We start from the raw sequence: 14,727 nt of genomic DNA on the forward strand, positions 1-14,727 counted from the left end.
CGCTTACTCTGTTCCTGATGATTGCACTGCTAATAGTCCCAAAATTTGCGCACACTCGCGAGCTTTATACTGTCCAGCGATCATCAATTGGTAGTAATCTTGCCGTTTATGTTCCGGGATGCGAAAGCCGCGCCGAAACTCGGCCGCTTCCTTCGGGGTTCGAGTGCAGCCGAGTTTACTGGCGCTGACCTTTAAACTCGCCAGTGAGCAACCTATCTTGGCCGCAATATCCTTCAATGGTTCGTTGTTAACGTATCCATCAAGAATTATCTTGCGACGAGATTCGCTGTTGAGCTTTGCGTTCATTTCGGAGGTCTCCTCAACTACGCTTTCACAATGCGAGATTCTATAAGCACCAAGCTGAAGAGTGTCGTTATCTTCGCATCCAGAAACTTATCGTGGAATGCATTTCTTGCTGTAATTCAGCGTGATCGCCAGATCTGTCGACTCCAGTTCCATTGCCGTCAACAAGGGTTGCGGCTGCCTGTTCACCGAACGGCTTGATTCAATTGGGCAGTAGATAACAGTCTCGAAGCCTTGCCAGATGCCTGAGATACACCACATGATTGCGAGGGGCATGGGCATACCGGAATCGGATATGGCACCACGCGATGGACGCTAAAAGGCAACACAAGGCCCCTGCGAGGCAGTCGCCCGACGGTGATCGACGTCGTTGGCCGCGCGACGGTCAACCTCACAATGAGGCTGCTCCGCCGCTCGTGCCGGCGCTCGAACCTTTGTCCTTTTCAACGCTCGAACTGCCACCAGAGGATCAATTCGCCGCCTGGCAGGCGCATATGGCCCCGCTTGTCGAGGTCAAGTTGCCAGATGACAAATCGCCAGACGATGGCTTTCCCGCCGACCACACGGTTTGGAACCTCGGTGGCATGCTGATCGCTCAACAGCGCGCAGCGGCACATAGTTATGTGCGTTCTGCCGCGAAGCTTCGGTCCAGTTCGATCGACCATTGGAATATCGTCTTGCCACATACTGGCCAGTCATGGACGGAGGTCGATCGCCGTGTTGCAGAAAGCCAGCCGGGCAAGTTGGAGATCAGATCGCTTGGCTACCCGTTTCGCGGGAGGGCAACGGAATCTGAAAGTATCCTTCTCTATTTGCCGCGTGATTTGTTCGCTGATGCGACGGCAACCCTCGACGCAAAGAACAATTCAATTCTGTCCGGCAACTTTGCCAACCTGATGGTCGGCTACGTCAATAGCATAGAAGCAAGACTGGGCAGCCTGACCGCCGACGATCTGCCCCGCATCGTACACGCAACACGCAGCATGATCATCGCCTGCCTCGGGCCTCCGGCGGAACATGCTGCCGCAGCAGAACAATTGGCGAGTGTCGCACTGATGGAGCGAGCACGTCGATACGTGCACCACAATCTGGATGCGGCTCGTCTGACACCGGATTCAATGTGCCGGGCGCTTGGCGTCTCGCGCTCTCGTCTCTATCAGCTGTTCGAACCAAGCGGTGGTGTTCTCCACTACATACAGAGTCGCCAACTCCTGGCAGCCCATATTGCGCTTAGCGATCCGGGGGACAGCCGGCGAATTGTTGAAATTGCTGAGGCTTTCGGGTTCAGTTCAGCGGCCAACTTTAGCCGAGCATTCAGCAAGGAATTTGGTTACAGCCCCCGCGAAGGCCGCAGCACGGTGGTGTTTCCGCGCCCCGCCCACTCCGTTTCGCCTGCTGAACACGCGAAGGCCCCTTCCTTTGAAGGTTGGCTCAAAGCGCTGGGAAGCTGAGTACGGGATCGGCGGGTCGTTGAGTCGGGCAGTGCCGCCACTCGCGCGTCGGGACTGCATGGGCCAGCGGCAACCTGAAATGGCTTAGGCCAGTTGGGGACACGAGAGCGCCGCGCCGACAGCAAGAAATGTACGCCAGGAGAAGTATCTGGATGCGAAGGTAACGACATTCCGGCCTCGTGCGTAGATGTTCACGATGGTCTGGCGGGGGCTCGGCACAGGCGGCAGGCGTCCAAATAGCGCGGCGTCGAGCTGCCTGTGCCGATCACGCCTCCCGCTACGCGGTCAAAGGTGTTCGTCTTGAGTAAGCGTGCCAAGGTCAGCGGCGGCCGGCTGGAGTTCATTCCGCCGCAGATCCCGACTCTGGTGGAGCAACCGCCCGAAGATGCGGGATGGGTTCACGAGGTCAAGTTCGACGGCTACCGGACGCAGATCATCATCGATCAAGGCGGCGTGCGTCTTTACGGCAAGAACGGCCATGACTGGACGACAAAATACTGGCCCATCGCGCTGGCAGTCGAACTGCCATGCAGAGCTGCCATCCTCGACGGCGAGGTCATTGTAACCGACGACCGGGGCGCTGCCGATTTTCCTGCGTTGGAAGCCGCGATCTGGAACGAGCCGAGCCGGCTGGTGTTCGTCGCGTTCGACATCCTCCATCTCGACGGTCGCAATCTTGCCCCTTTGCCCCTGCTGCAGCGCAAGCAGGCGCTGTGGCAGCTGATTGAGCCTGGCGTCGGCAAGATCCAGTACAGCGAGCATTTCGAGGGCGATGCGCTAGCGATCTTCCGCGCCATCGAGAAGATGGGACTTGAGGGCATTATCTCGAAGCGCGCCGACAGCCGCTACAGGAGCGGACCGTCAACAACATGGCTGAAGGCCAAATATTTCGAGGAAGCCGATTTCGATTTGCTGGGCGTCGTTTGCGAGCCTGGTACGGCTCCAATGGCCCTGATGGCCACGCTTGACGGCGAAAGACGGTATGTCGGCAGCGCTGTCATCGACTTGAACCCGTCAATTCGTGACCGGCTGTGGCAGCGGGTCGAAAAGATGGCCGGCCCGCCGCCGAAGGGCGTCAAGAAACCTGGGGCGCAATGGGTGGAGCCGGGGCTTGTTGGCCGCGTCCGCTATCTCAAGGGCGAAGGCCCCCTTCGCCATGCGACGCTGAACGATGTGCGGGAAGACTAATCGCGCGGCGGGCCGCAGTAGTGCCCGCCACGAGACTGGTAAGCGCTGACACCCGCCTTGGCGTCAAATAGCGATCTCGCCGCTTCCCGTTTGATTTCAGCAACCAATCACAATTGCGGAAACCGGCAAGCTCTCAGGTTCCCAGGTGGAGCTCGGAGCGCCGTCGCCTGTGCCGGAGAGGCAGACACAGACCCCGTTATCTCTCACGTCAATTTCATGAAATATATTTCACTATATGAATTTTATTGACTGTCGGCGAGGAGCCTGTAATCTCTGGATCGTCGGCTTTCGGGAGGAAGTCCGACGTCAATCAAACCACATAGCGACGCGCCGTGGGCGCCCGCGACGTCATTGAGGATGGCTTCGGCCAAGGGAGGAAACTTGCGCAAATTTCTGAGCACGCTCGCAATCGCGGCGGCTGCGTCGACCTGTTTGGGTTCGGCTCAGGCGCTTGCCGAAACCCCCAACCCGTTTAAGTGCGAGCCGGGTGAAAAATATGTCATGAACGTCATGGTCTCGGGCGTCGAATACTGGTTCCCGGTCTATGAAATGTTCAAGCAGGCCGGCCAGCAGTTCGGTTGCGAGACCGCCTATACCGGTACGCCCGAATACGACGTCAACAAGCAGATCGCTACCTTCGACCAGGCGCTGGCGCAGAAGCCGGCCGGCATACTGGTGCATCCGATGAACTCCGATCCGTTCATCGAGCCTATCAACCGCGCCATCGAACAAGGCACCGCAGTGGTGACCTTCGCCGCCGACTCGCCCAATTCCAAGCGTGTCTCCTACATCACCTCCGACAACAATGCCGAGGGCACCTATGCCGCCGACGCCGTTGCCAAGGCGATGGATGGCAAGGGCGAATATGCCGTGCTTGAGAACCCCGGCCAGGACAACCACGACAAGCGCGTCAACGCTTTCGTCGCGCGCATGGAAGCCAAATGGCCCGACATGAAACTCGTCGGCCGCGCCGCCTCGAACCAGGATCCGACCAAGGCGTATCAGGCCGTTCTGAGCCTGGCCCAGGCGCATCCCGACCTCGGCGCCGTTTTCATGCCGGAGGCCAATTCGGCCATCGGTGCTGCCCAGGCTGCCAAGGAAGGCGGCGGCAAGATCCGAGTGATGCTCGCCGACGTCAACGCCAAGATCCTCGACATGATCAAGGCCGGCGAGATCTTCGGATCGGTCAATCCCAACCAGGGCATGCAGGGCTATATGGGCTTCATGCTGTTGTGGATGGCCAAGCATCCCGACCTGATCGACCCGATGAACGATGCCAAGCGTTCGGGCTTCAACCCGATGAGCGTCCCCTTCGTCGACAATGGGTTCTCCATCGTCTCCAAGGACAATGCCGACGACTTCTACTGGGACAAGTATCTCAAGCGTCGCGGCACCAAGGGCATCGAGGAATAAATCTCGATCCTGTCTTCGCGACCTCCGCAGGTCGCACCAAACCGGAAGGAGGCTTCGGCCTCCTTCCTCCCCGCAAGCGCCCATCGCAGGAGCATGGCGTGATCCAAGCGCCCATTCTTGAAATCCGCGGCCTCTCCAAGGCGTTTGGCCCGGTCAAGGCGTTGAGCGACGTACAGTTCGAGCTGAGGCGCGGCGAAATCCATGCGCTGTGTGGCGAGAACGGCGCCGGCAAGTCGACGCTGATGAACATGATCGCGGGCGTGCTGCAGCCCGACGAGGGCGACATCCTGATCGACGGCCAGGCAGTCTCGATCCACTCACCCGCGACCGCCCAACGTCTCGGCGTTGCGCTTGTCCATCAGGAGATCGCGCTCTGTCAGGACGCGACCGTCGCCGAAAACATCTACATGGCCGCGATAAACAGCCGGCGTGCGCCGTTGATGAATTTCCAGAAGCTCTACGCTGATGCCCAGAAGGTCATGAACCTGCTCGCGCCAATTCCAGTGCGCACCAGGGTCGCAGACCTCTCCATTTCCAATCAGCAGCTCGTCGAGATCGCCAAGGCGCTGACGCTCGACTGCAAGGTGCTCATGCTCGATGAGCCGACCGCGGCGCTGACCGAAGGCGAGGCGAAGCGCCTGTTCTCGATCGTGCGCGGGCTCAGGGAGCGCGGCATTTCGGTTGTCTATATCAGCCACCGCATGGCCGAAATCTTCTCGCTGTGCGATCGCGTTACGGTCTTCCGCGACGGCCGCTACGTGGCGACCGACCCGATCGCCGCCGTCTCGCCGGACGACATCGTGCGCAAGATGGTGGGCCGCGAAATCACCCAACTCTACCCCGACAAGCTGGCACCGAAAGAGCCGGGACACCTGATCCTGTCGGTCGAGGGACTTTCCGACGACCGCCGTTTCGCCGATGTCGATCTGCAGCTTCGCGCCGGTGAAATTCTCGGCATAGGCGGCCTGATCGGCGCCGGCCGCAGCGAGATCGCGCAAACGATCTGCGGCCTGAGGCCAATGACGTCAGGAACCGTCGCGCTTGACGGAAAGCAGTTGCGGCTGCGCGGCTACGGCGATGCGGTCAAGGCTGGGCTGCTCTACCTCTCGGAGGACCGCAAAGGCTCCGGTGTCTTCCTCGATTTGCCGATTGCAGCAAACATCTCCGCGCTCGACCTCGGCAGGGTGACCGGACCGCTCGGCCTGCTCGACCGCAAGGCCGAGGATCGTCAGGCGCGAGAACTGACCGGCAGGCTTGGCGTGCGCATGGCTGGCATCGAGGCTGCCGTCTCGACGCTGAGCGGCGGCAACCAGCAGAAGGTCGCCATCGCCAAGCAGCTGTCCATCGATCCCAAGGTCATCATCATGGATGAGCCAACGCGTGGCATCGATGTCGGCGCCAAGGTCGAGATCCACCGCTTGCTGCGCCAGCTTGCCGGCAGCGGCGTCGGCGTCGTCGTCATCTCGTCGGAATTGCCGGAACTGATCGGCCTCTGCGACCGCGTCATGGTGGTGCGCGAAGGCAGGATCGCCGGAGAACTCGCTGCCAGCGAGCTCGGCGAGGAGGCCATCATCATGCTCGCCTCGGGCGTCCAGGACAGTTCAAACCAAAGGCAGGCCGAGAATGTCATCTAGGGAATCAGGAGAAGTGCTCGTGAATGCCGAGATCGGGGCCGCCGGCGACGTGCGGCGTATCAATTTTGCTCAGCTCGCATCGATGCGCGAGGCCGGGCTGATCGTCATCATCCTGGCGCTGTGCATTGCCATGAGCTTTGCCTCGCCGCACTTCCTGACATGGGGCAATTTCCGCGCCATGCTGATGAGTTTTTCCATCGAGGGTATCGTCGTCGTCGGCATGACCATCCTGCTCATCGTCGGCGGCATCGACCTTTCGGTCGGCTCGGTCGTGTGTTTCTCCATGGTGGTCTCCGGTGCGCTGTTCCTCGCCGGGCTCGACCCGTGGACGGCAAGCCTGATCGGCATCGGCGTCAGCGCGCTGATCGGCGCGGCGATGGGCTTCTTCGTCACGGTGATAGGGCTCAATCACTTCATCACGTCGCTTGCGGCCATGGTCATCGTGCGCGGCATGTGCCTGGTGGTCACCAAAGGCACGCCGCTGTCGTTGTTCACCCTGCCGCCGGCTTTCAAGGCCATCGGCCAGGGCAGTTTCAACAACATCCCTTATGTCATTCTGATCTTCGTCGTCGTGGTGGCGATCTTCGACTTCCTGCTGCGCCGCGCCACGGCTTTCCGAAAGGTGTTCTACACCGGCTCCAACGAGAAGGCCGCGCAGTTTTCCGGCATCAGGACCAAGCAGGTAAAATTCTGGGTCACGGTGCTGTGCTCAACCCTCGCCGGGCTGGCTGGCGTCATCTACATGGCGCGCTTTGGCGCGGCAACACCGACCTTCGGCGCCGGCATGGAACTCAACATCATCGCCGCGGCCGTCATCGGCGGCGCCTCGCTCAATGGCGGCTCGGGCACCATCTTCGGGGCGATCCTCGGCATGGCACTGCTCTCGGTGGTGACGAGCTCGCTCATCCTGCTCGATATCTCCGTCTATTGGCAGGATATGATCAAGGGATGCATCCTGCTCGCAGCCGTATCGATCGATCACTTCCTGCACCGCAAGAAGTCCTGAACTCCAAGGCACCGAGCAAGACCATGGCCCCTCCCAACACCCGCGACGACATTGCCGCTGTCCGCCAGATGCACCAGGCGCTTGTCCTGCATTATGTCGAAGGCAAGACCCAGGCCGAGATTGCCAGGGAGCTCGGCATCTCGCACGCCACCGTCAACCGGCTGATCAAGCGCGGCCACCAGCTCGGTCTCGTCGAGATCAAGATCAAATCGCCGATCGACCATCTGGTCGACCTGGAGGCGCGGCTCGTGGCGCTCGGCGGTATCGAGCGGGCGGTCGTCGAGCCGTCGGTCTCCGACAATCCTCACACTGCCCTGCAGCGGGTCGGCGAGGCGGCGGCGCGGTTGCTGCTCGACACCATCAAGGACGGCGACACCATCTCGATCACCGGAGGCAAGGGCGTCAGCGCACTGGTCGCCGGTCTCAAACCGGGTCGCCGCTACGATGTCGAAATCATCCCCGCGACCGGCCTGGTGCAAGGCAAGCACTACACCGACGTCAATCACGTCGCCTCGCTTATGGCCGACAAGCTCGGCGGCCGCGCCTATCAGATCCATGCGCCGCTGTTTGCCGATACCGCACAGCAGCGCGAAATGCTGATGGGCGTCAGCTCCGTCGCCGACGTGTTTCGCAAGGCGCGCGAGGCCGATGTCGCGGTGGTGGGTGTCGGCTCCATCCTGACCGACGATTCGAGCTACTACGATCTGCATCCGTCCTCGAATGCCGACCGCCAGGCGATCGAAGAATCCGGTGCGACAGGTGAATTGCTTGCTCATCTCATCGATCGCCAGGGCAGGCTTTGCAACTACTCGCTCAACCGTTCGCTGGTCTCGTTGACGCTTGACGAGTTCGCGACGATCCCGCGCTCGATCGGCATCGCAAGCGGACCCAGCAAGGTCGCGCCGATCCTGAGCGCGATGCGCGGAAACCATCTCGACACCATCGTCACGGACGAGGCCACCGGGCTCCAGATCCTCGAGTTGGCCCAACAGGAGGCAGCATGAATTCTCGACAGATCCAGCGACAGATCGGCAAGTCCGGCATATCGGCGTCGGCCGTAGGCCTGGGCACCTGGGCGATTGGCGGATGGATGTGGGGCGGCACCGACGAGCGTGAGTCGGTGCGGGCGATCGAAGCCTCGATCGACGCCGGCCTCAGCCTGATCGACACCGCGCCGGCCTACGGCCTTGGCCGCAGCGAGGCGATCGTCGGCGCCGCCATCAAGGGCAAACGCGACAAAGTCGTGATCGCAACCAAATGCGGACTGAACTGGCATTCCGGCAAGGGTGGCTATTTCTTCGACCAGAACGGCAAGCCGGTGCATCGTTATCTCGGCGCCGACGGCATCGCCTATGAGGTCGAGCAGAGCCTGCGCCGTCTCGGCACCGATCATATCGATCTCTACATCACCCATTGGCAGGATCCGACCACCCCCATCGCCGACACGGTGGCGGTACTGGAAAAGCTCAAGGCAGCCGGCAAGATCCGGGCTATTGGCGCCAGCAATGTCAGCGCCGAGGATCTAGGCCACTATATCGACGCCGGCCAGCTCGATGCGATCCAGGAACGCTATTCAATGATCGATCGCGAGATCGAAGGCAGCCTGCTGCCGGACACCCGCCGGCACGATATCGCCACCCTCAGCTACTCGTCGCTGGCTCTGGGCCTGCTCACCGGCAGGATCGATCCTGAACGCACATTCGGTGGCGACGACCAGCGCAAGGACAATCCGCGCTTCTCGATGGCCAACCGGCAGAAGGTGGCGCTGCTCAAGCAGGCCATCGCCCCGATTGCCGAACGCCGCCAGGCATCAATGGCGCAGATCGTCATCGCCTGGACGCTTGCGCAGCCCGGCATCACTTTTGCCCTGTGTGGCGCGCGCACCCCCGAACAGGCGCTCGACAATGCGCGAGCCGGCGAGGTGACGCTCGAGGCAGGCGAGATTGCGGCAATCGATGCTGCCGCAGCCGCGCATCTCACCGCAATGGATGCCTGAGCAAAAAAGGCAACAGCCCCGATGACCCGTAGCCATACAATCGCCGGTCTGCGCGACCGGCCGGACATTGCCGTGCTCGTCATCGGAGGCGGCATCAACGGCATCAGCGTCTTTCGCGAACTGGCCTTGCAGGGCGTCGATGTCGTGCTGGCGGAAAAGGGCGATTATTGCAGCGGTGCGAGTGCCGCTTTGTCGCGCATGGTGCATGGCGGCCTGCGCTACCTCGAAAACGGCGAATTCAAACTGGTGCGCGAGTCGCTCATCGAGCGCGACCGGCTGCTGAAGAACGCGCCGCACTATGTCGCGCCGCTACCAACGACGGTGCCGATATTCGATACCTTCTCGGGCATCGCCAATGGTGCCGTCCGCTTCCTTGGGCTGACACGGCGGCCAAGCCGGCGAGGCGCGCTGGTGATCAAGGCCGGGCTCACCATGTACGACTTGTTCGCCAAGGCCAGGCGCCTGATGCCGACGCACCGGTTCAGGGGACGAGCCGAGACCCTGAAGGCATGGCCGGCGATCAATCCATCGATCCGCAACTCCGCCACCTACTATGACGCATGGGTCAGCCGACCCGAGCGCCTTGGCCTGGAGATGCTGCTCGACGCCATATCAGCAGGATGGTCTGGATGTGCGCTGAACTATGCAGCAGTCAATTCGACAGAGGCAGGCCTCACCCTCACCGACATCTTGACAGGCGAGACGCTGCCTATCCGCCCACGGCTGATCATCAACGCCACCGGCGGCTGGATCGACCTGACCAACAAGGCCATCGGTGCGGTCGCGCCACGCATGATGGGCGGCACCAAGGGTTCGCACCTCATCGTTGACAATGCCGAGCTTTACGACGCGCTTGGCGGACACATGGTCTATTACGAAAACGAGGATGGACGCATTTGCATCCTGTTTCCTTATCTCGGCAAGGTGCTGGTCGGCTCGACCGACATTCGCATCGACGATCCCGACCAGGTGCGCTGTGAGGACGACGAGCGAAGTTACATCCTCCAGTCGCTCGCCTTCGTCTTCCCCTCGATCGCCGTTGCCGACAAAGAGATCGTCTTCCGCTTCGCCGGCGTACGCCCCCTGCCCGCCAGCGACGACAGCTTCACGGGGCGTATCCCACGTGATCATTTCTGCGAATTCGTCGAAGCGGGCGGCCATCTGCCAGCGATGCTGTGCATGATCGGCGGCAAGTGGACGACTTTCCGCTCCTTCGGCGAAATGGCGGCCGACATGGCGCTGGAACGCCTTGGCCTCACGCGCAGCTCAGGCACGGAAAACCTTGCCATCGGCGGCGGTCGCGACTTCCCCGCCGATCCGCAAAAATGGTGCGCCGAGCTGGCGGCGAAGCATGGTCTCACGATCGAACGCGCGCATACTTTGCTTCAGCGGTACGGCACATCGGCCGAGGATTTCGCAACGAACCTCGCCTCTGACCCGATGCTGGCGCAGTCGGATTACTCCGCTGGCGAAATCCACCTGATTGTCGAGCGCGAACAGGTCGAGTGCCTGGCCGATTTGTTCCTGCGCCGCACCACCATTGCCATCTCGGGCGGCCTCAACCTCGATCTCGTCGACGCTGTGCTCGACATCCTCGCCGCCAGCAAAGGCTGGGACGCAGCACAAGCCGCCATCGAGCGTTCTGCCTTCCTCGCCTTGCTCGCCCACAAGCACGGCATCGACCTTTCAACCCTCTCCCAGACGAACGACAAAAGGAGCGCCCTATGCGCGTGAACAACAAAGTCCGCATGAACCGGCTGTTCGGCGGTGGCCGCTGCCTCGACGTCGCCATCGATCACGGCGTCTGCAACGAACCGAGCTTTCTTGCCGGGCTCGAAGACATGGCTGGCGTCGTCGCTCAACTGGTCAAGGCCGGCCCCGACGCCATCCAGATGAACTACGGCCAGGCCGACCTTCTGCAATCCGTGCCAGGCAAGGACAAGCCGGCACTGGTCATGCGCATCGACATGGGGAACCCCTACAACAGGACACGTCACCGGGCGATGTGGGCGGTGCTGCAGAACGAAGCCGAGCCCTTGCTCGGCGCCATGGAAATGGATGCGGCCTGCGTCGTGGTCAATCTGTTCATGCTGCCTGACGAGCCGGACCTGTTCCGGCAATGCGTGCAGAACATCGCCCGGGTCCGCGCCGATTGCGAGAAATATGGCCTGCCGCTGATGATCGAGCCGCTGGCCATGCTGCCGGTCGCTGAACATGGAGGCTACATGGTCGACGGCGACGCCGAAAGGATCGTTACCTTGACCCGGCTGGCACGTGAGATGGGGGCCGATATCATCAAGGCTGATCCGACAACCGATCCCAACGACTTCCACCGCGTCGTCGAGGCCGCGCGCTGCCCGGTGCTGGTGCGTGGCGGCGGCAAGGAGGATCTGCGTGCGGTGTTCGACAAGTCAGCTGCCTTGATGGCGCAAGGCGCGTTCGGCATGGTCTATGGCCGCAACATCTATCAGCATGACAATCCGAGCGCTGTCGTGCGCGGGCTGATGGCGATCATTCATGACGATGCCGATGGTGCCGTCGCCTGGGACCTGTACAAGCAGGCATAGGTGGCAGCATCGGGAGGAGCCAATGGGTAAGTACATTCTCGGCCTCGATGCCGGCAACACCGTCATCAAGGCCATTCTCTTCGACCTGTCGGGACGCGAGCTGGCGCTTGCTGTCCGCGACGGCCATTCGTGCATGCCAAAGCCCGGACATGTCGAGCGCGACCTCGACGAACTGTGGCTCAATGCGGTTTCGGTCATCGGCCAGTGCATCGCCCAGGCGGGCATCGACGCCGGCGAGATCGTCGCCATCGGCTGTGCTGGCCACGGCAACGGGCTCTATGCGCTCGATCGCCAGGGCGCACCGCTGATCGGCATCCAGTCGCTCGACACGCGCGCCGTCGGCATCGTTGCCGAATGGGCCGAGCGGAATGTCGGCGACCGCACCTACACTCACTGCCTGCAACGGCCGTGGGCGGCGCAGACACCGACGCTGCTTGCCTGGCTCAAGCGCTTTTCGCCGGCGCTGTTCGCCCGGATCGGCACGGTTTTCCTGTGCAAGGATTTCATCGTCAATCGCCTGACGGATGCGCGCAGCAGCGACACCTCGGACATGTCGGGCTGCGGGCTGCTGCAAATGCGTGACCGGCGCTACGAGCCGGACCTGCTTGCCGCCTACGGGCTCGATGACTGCATGGACCTGCTGCCACCGGTGTTGGAATCGGCCGATATCGCGGGGTATGTCAGCGACAAGGTGGCGGCCGTGACAGGACTGAGCGCCGGCACGCCCGTGGTGGCCGGGCTGTTCGATGTCGTCGCCAGCGCGGTCGGCTCTGGCGTTACCAAAACGGGTGCTGTCTCAGTCATTGCCGGAACCTGGAGCATCAACCAGGTCATCACCGACGAGCCGATCCGAGACCCTTCGATCTTCATGCTGTCGACTTTCGATCGCAAGCGATATCTGGCGATCGAATCCAGCGCGACCTCGGCCGCCAATCTCGAGTGGATCGTTCGCGAATTCCTCGAGCACGGCGGCGACGCCGAGAAGTCGCCTTTCGAATTGTGCAGTGAGCTCGTCGCCACCGTCGATCCCGAAGATGACGTCCCGATCTACCATCCTTTCCTCTACGGCTCGCAGCAGAATGGCCACGCGCGCGCCGGCTTCTACGGCATCGCCGGCTGGCATGGCCGGGCGCATCTGTTGCGTGCGCTGTTCGAGGGCGTCGCCTTCGAGCACAGGCGCCATGTCGAGACATTGCACAAAGCGGGCGCCGATTTCGACCATGTGGTGCTTTCGGGCGGCGGTTCGCGCAGCAGCGTCTGGCCGCAGATCTTCGCCGATGTGCTCGGCGTGCCGGTCACCGTCGCGCGCAGCCGCGAGACCGGAGCCCTGGGAGCGGCGATCGCGGCGGGCACCGGGATCGGCATCTTCGCTGACTACAGCGCCGGCGCCGCAGCCATGACGGCGGCTGCACGGCACTTTGTGCCGAATGCAGCGGTTGCCGGCGCATACGGGCGGCGCTATCGCTTGTACGGCGAGATCAACCAGGCGATGACCCCGATGTGGGAGCGCATCGCCGGACAGCAGGCACGCACGTGACCGAAGCTTCACCGTCTCCGTTCGGCAGCTACGACTATGTCATCGTCGGTGCCGGCTCGGCCGGCTGCGTGCTGGCCAACCGGCTCTCCGCCGATCCGCGCAACAAGGTGTTGCTACTCGAGGCCGGCGGCAGCGACCGCTACCACTGGGTCGATATCCCGATCGGCTACCTCTTCTGCATGGGCAACCCACGCACCGACTGGATGATGAAGACCGAGCCAGAGGCCGGTCTGAACGGCCGCAGCCTCAACTATCCGCGCGGCAAGGTGCTTGGCGGCTGTTCGTCGATCAACGGCATGATCTACATGCGCGGCCAGGCCGCCGACTACGATGGCTGGCGCCAAGCAGGCAATGTCGGCTGGGCGTGGGACGACGTTCTGCCCTACTTCCTGAAATCGGAAGACTATCACGGCGGCAAGGGCGCCATGCACGGCAGCGGCGGCGAATGGCGGGTCGAGCGGCAACGCCTGTCATGGCCGATCCTTGATGCATTCCGGGACGCGGCCGAGGAACTCGGAATTCCCCGCACCGACGACTTCAACACCGGCACCAATGAAGGCTCGGGCTATTTCGAGGTCAACCAGAGGAAGGGCGTGCGCTGGAACACATCGAAAGCGTTCTTGCGCGGCATTGCGGCGCGCAAGAACCTGCGCATTGTACTTGGCGCGGAGACGGAACGCCTTGAGTTCGAAGGCCGGAGCATCACCGGGCTTTTGTTCCGCCACGACGGCCACCTGCATCGTGTCCGTGCCGGACAAACGATCCTTGCCGCCGGGGCCATCAACTCGCCGAAGATCCTCGAACTCTCCGGGATCGGCCGGCCGAACCTGCTCTCGGGCATTGGCGTGGATATCCGCCATGCCTTACCGGGCGTTGGCGAAAACCTGCAGGACCATCTGCAGATCCGCACAGTCTTCAAGGTCTCAAACGCCGCCACGCTCAACCAGCGCTACCACAATATGCTCAGCCGCGCATCGATGGGGCTTGAATACGCACTCAGGCGCAGCGGGCCGTTGTCGATGGCGCCAAGCCAACTCGGCATCTTTGCCAGGAGCGACCCGCGTCTGGCAACACCGGATCTTGAGTACCATGTGCAGCCGCTGAGTACCGACCGGCTGGGAGAGCCGCTGCATCGCTTTCCGGCGGTCACCGTGTCGGTCTGCAATCTGCGCCCGGAAAGCCGCGGTAAGGTGCATGTGGGATCGTCGGATCCGCGTGAGGCAACGAAGATCCGGCCGAACTATCTCTCCACCGAGGGGGATCGCAGCGTCGCCGTCGCTTCACTGCGGCATGTCCGCAGCATGATGAAGGCTCGGGCGGTGGCGCATTTTGCGCCGGAAGAGATGCTGCCCGGCGCGCAATATGACAGCGACGAAGACCTCATCCGCAAGGCCGGCGACATCGGCACGACCATCTTCCATCCCGTCGGCACCTGCAAGATGGGCTCCGACACCTTGGCCGTTGTCGACGATCGCCTGCGCGTGCATGGCCTTGACGGCTTGCGTGTGGTCGATGCTTCGGTCATGCCAACTATCGTCTCGGGCAACACCAACTCGCCGGTCATCATGATCGCCGAGAAGGCAGCGGAGATGATCCTGCTGGACCCACGCCAATGATGCTCGGGCGACGTGC

12 protein-coding genes are annotated in these 14,727 nt (G+C 62.1%); 11 read left to right on the plus strand and 1 reads right to left on the minus strand.

All coding sequences use genetic code 11. From position 1 onward, the window contains the following. Positions 1-3: 3 nt before the first annotated feature. Complete coding sequence (locus AC1RZR_RS30710) at positions 4-306, minus strand: hypothetical protein (RefSeq protein ID WP_477279440.1); 303 nt, start codon at positions 304-306, stop codon at positions 4-6. Positions 307-611: 305 nt separating this feature from the next. On the opposite strand from AC1RZR_RS30710, the gene AC1RZR_RS30715 reads away from it, so the two are divergent. The 11 genes from AC1RZR_RS30715 to AC1RZR_RS30765 all read left to right on the plus strand — a co-directional run bounded on the left by AC1RZR_RS30715 (position 612) and on the right by AC1RZR_RS30765 (position 14,711). Further along, positions 612-1,754 (plus strand): helix-turn-helix domain-containing protein, encoded by a 1,143-nt coding sequence (locus AC1RZR_RS30715; protein WP_481826962.1) that lies wholly within the window; start codon positions 612-614, stop codon positions 1,752-1,754. A 300-nt stretch (positions 1,755-2,054) separates the two neighbouring features. Then, a complete protein-coding gene (locus tag AC1RZR_RS30720; RefSeq protein WP_481826963.1) occupies positions 2,055-2,942 on the plus strand; it encodes an ATP-dependent DNA ligase in 888 nt (295 codons plus the stop codon). 381 nt (positions 2,943-3,323) lie between these two features. Then, positions 3,324-4,355 (plus strand): substrate-binding domain-containing protein, encoded by a 1,032-nt coding sequence (locus tag AC1RZR_RS30725; RefSeq protein WP_481826964.1) that lies wholly within the window; start codon positions 3,324-3,326, stop codon positions 4,353-4,355. 98 nt (positions 4,356-4,453) lie between these two features. Next, on the plus strand, positions 4,454-5,989 hold the full coding sequence (locus tag AC1RZR_RS30730; RefSeq protein WP_481826965.1) for a sugar ABC transporter ATP-binding protein: 1,536 nt from the start codon (positions 4,454-4,456) through the stop codon (positions 5,987-5,989). Positions 5,990-6,071: 82 nt separating this feature from the next. After that, on the plus strand, positions 6,072-6,995 hold the full coding sequence (locus tag AC1RZR_RS30735) for an ABC transporter permease (protein ID WP_481829156.1): 924 nt from the start codon (positions 6,072-6,074) through the stop codon (positions 6,993-6,995). A 23-nt stretch (positions 6,996-7,018) separates the two neighbouring features. Then, positions 7,019-7,999, plus strand: a complete 981-nt coding sequence (locus tag AC1RZR_RS30740) for a sugar-binding transcriptional regulator (RefSeq protein WP_481826966.1) — start codon at positions 7,019-7,021, stop codon at positions 7,997-7,999. Continuing rightward, positions 7,996-8,991, plus strand: coding sequence for an aldo/keto reductase (locus AC1RZR_RS30745; protein ID WP_477279428.1), 996 nt, complete (start codon positions 7,996-7,998; stop codon positions 8,989-8,991). Before AC1RZR_RS30740 ends, AC1RZR_RS30745 begins: the two co-directional genes overlap by 4 nt. Before the next feature lie 21 nt (positions 8,992-9,012). Further along, positions 9,013-10,725 (plus strand): glycerol-3-phosphate dehydrogenase/oxidase, encoded by a 1,713-nt coding sequence (locus AC1RZR_RS30750; RefSeq protein WP_477279426.1) that lies wholly within the window; start codon positions 9,013-9,015, stop codon positions 10,723-10,725. After that, positions 10,716-11,558, plus strand: coding sequence for a class I fructose-bisphosphate aldolase (locus AC1RZR_RS30755; protein ID WP_477279424.1), 843 nt, complete (start codon positions 10,716-10,718; stop codon positions 11,556-11,558). The genes AC1RZR_RS30750 and AC1RZR_RS30755 overlap by 10 nt, the downstream gene beginning before the upstream one ends. A gap of 22 nt (positions 11,559-11,580) precedes the next feature. Beyond that, complete coding sequence (locus tag AC1RZR_RS30760; protein ID WP_481826967.1) at positions 11,581-13,095, plus strand: FGGY-family carbohydrate kinase; 1,515 nt, start codon at positions 11,581-11,583, stop codon at positions 13,093-13,095. After that, positions 13,092-14,711: a GMC family oxidoreductase gene (locus tag AC1RZR_RS30765; RefSeq protein ID WP_481826968.1), complete on the plus strand. Its 1,620-nt coding sequence runs from the start codon at positions 13,092-13,094 to the stop codon at positions 14,709-14,711. Before AC1RZR_RS30760 ends, AC1RZR_RS30765 begins: the two co-directional genes overlap by 4 nt. Positions 14,712-14,727: the final 16 nt, after the last annotated feature.

The sequence above is a fragment of the Mesorhizobium bavaricum genome (assembly GCF_056781655.1).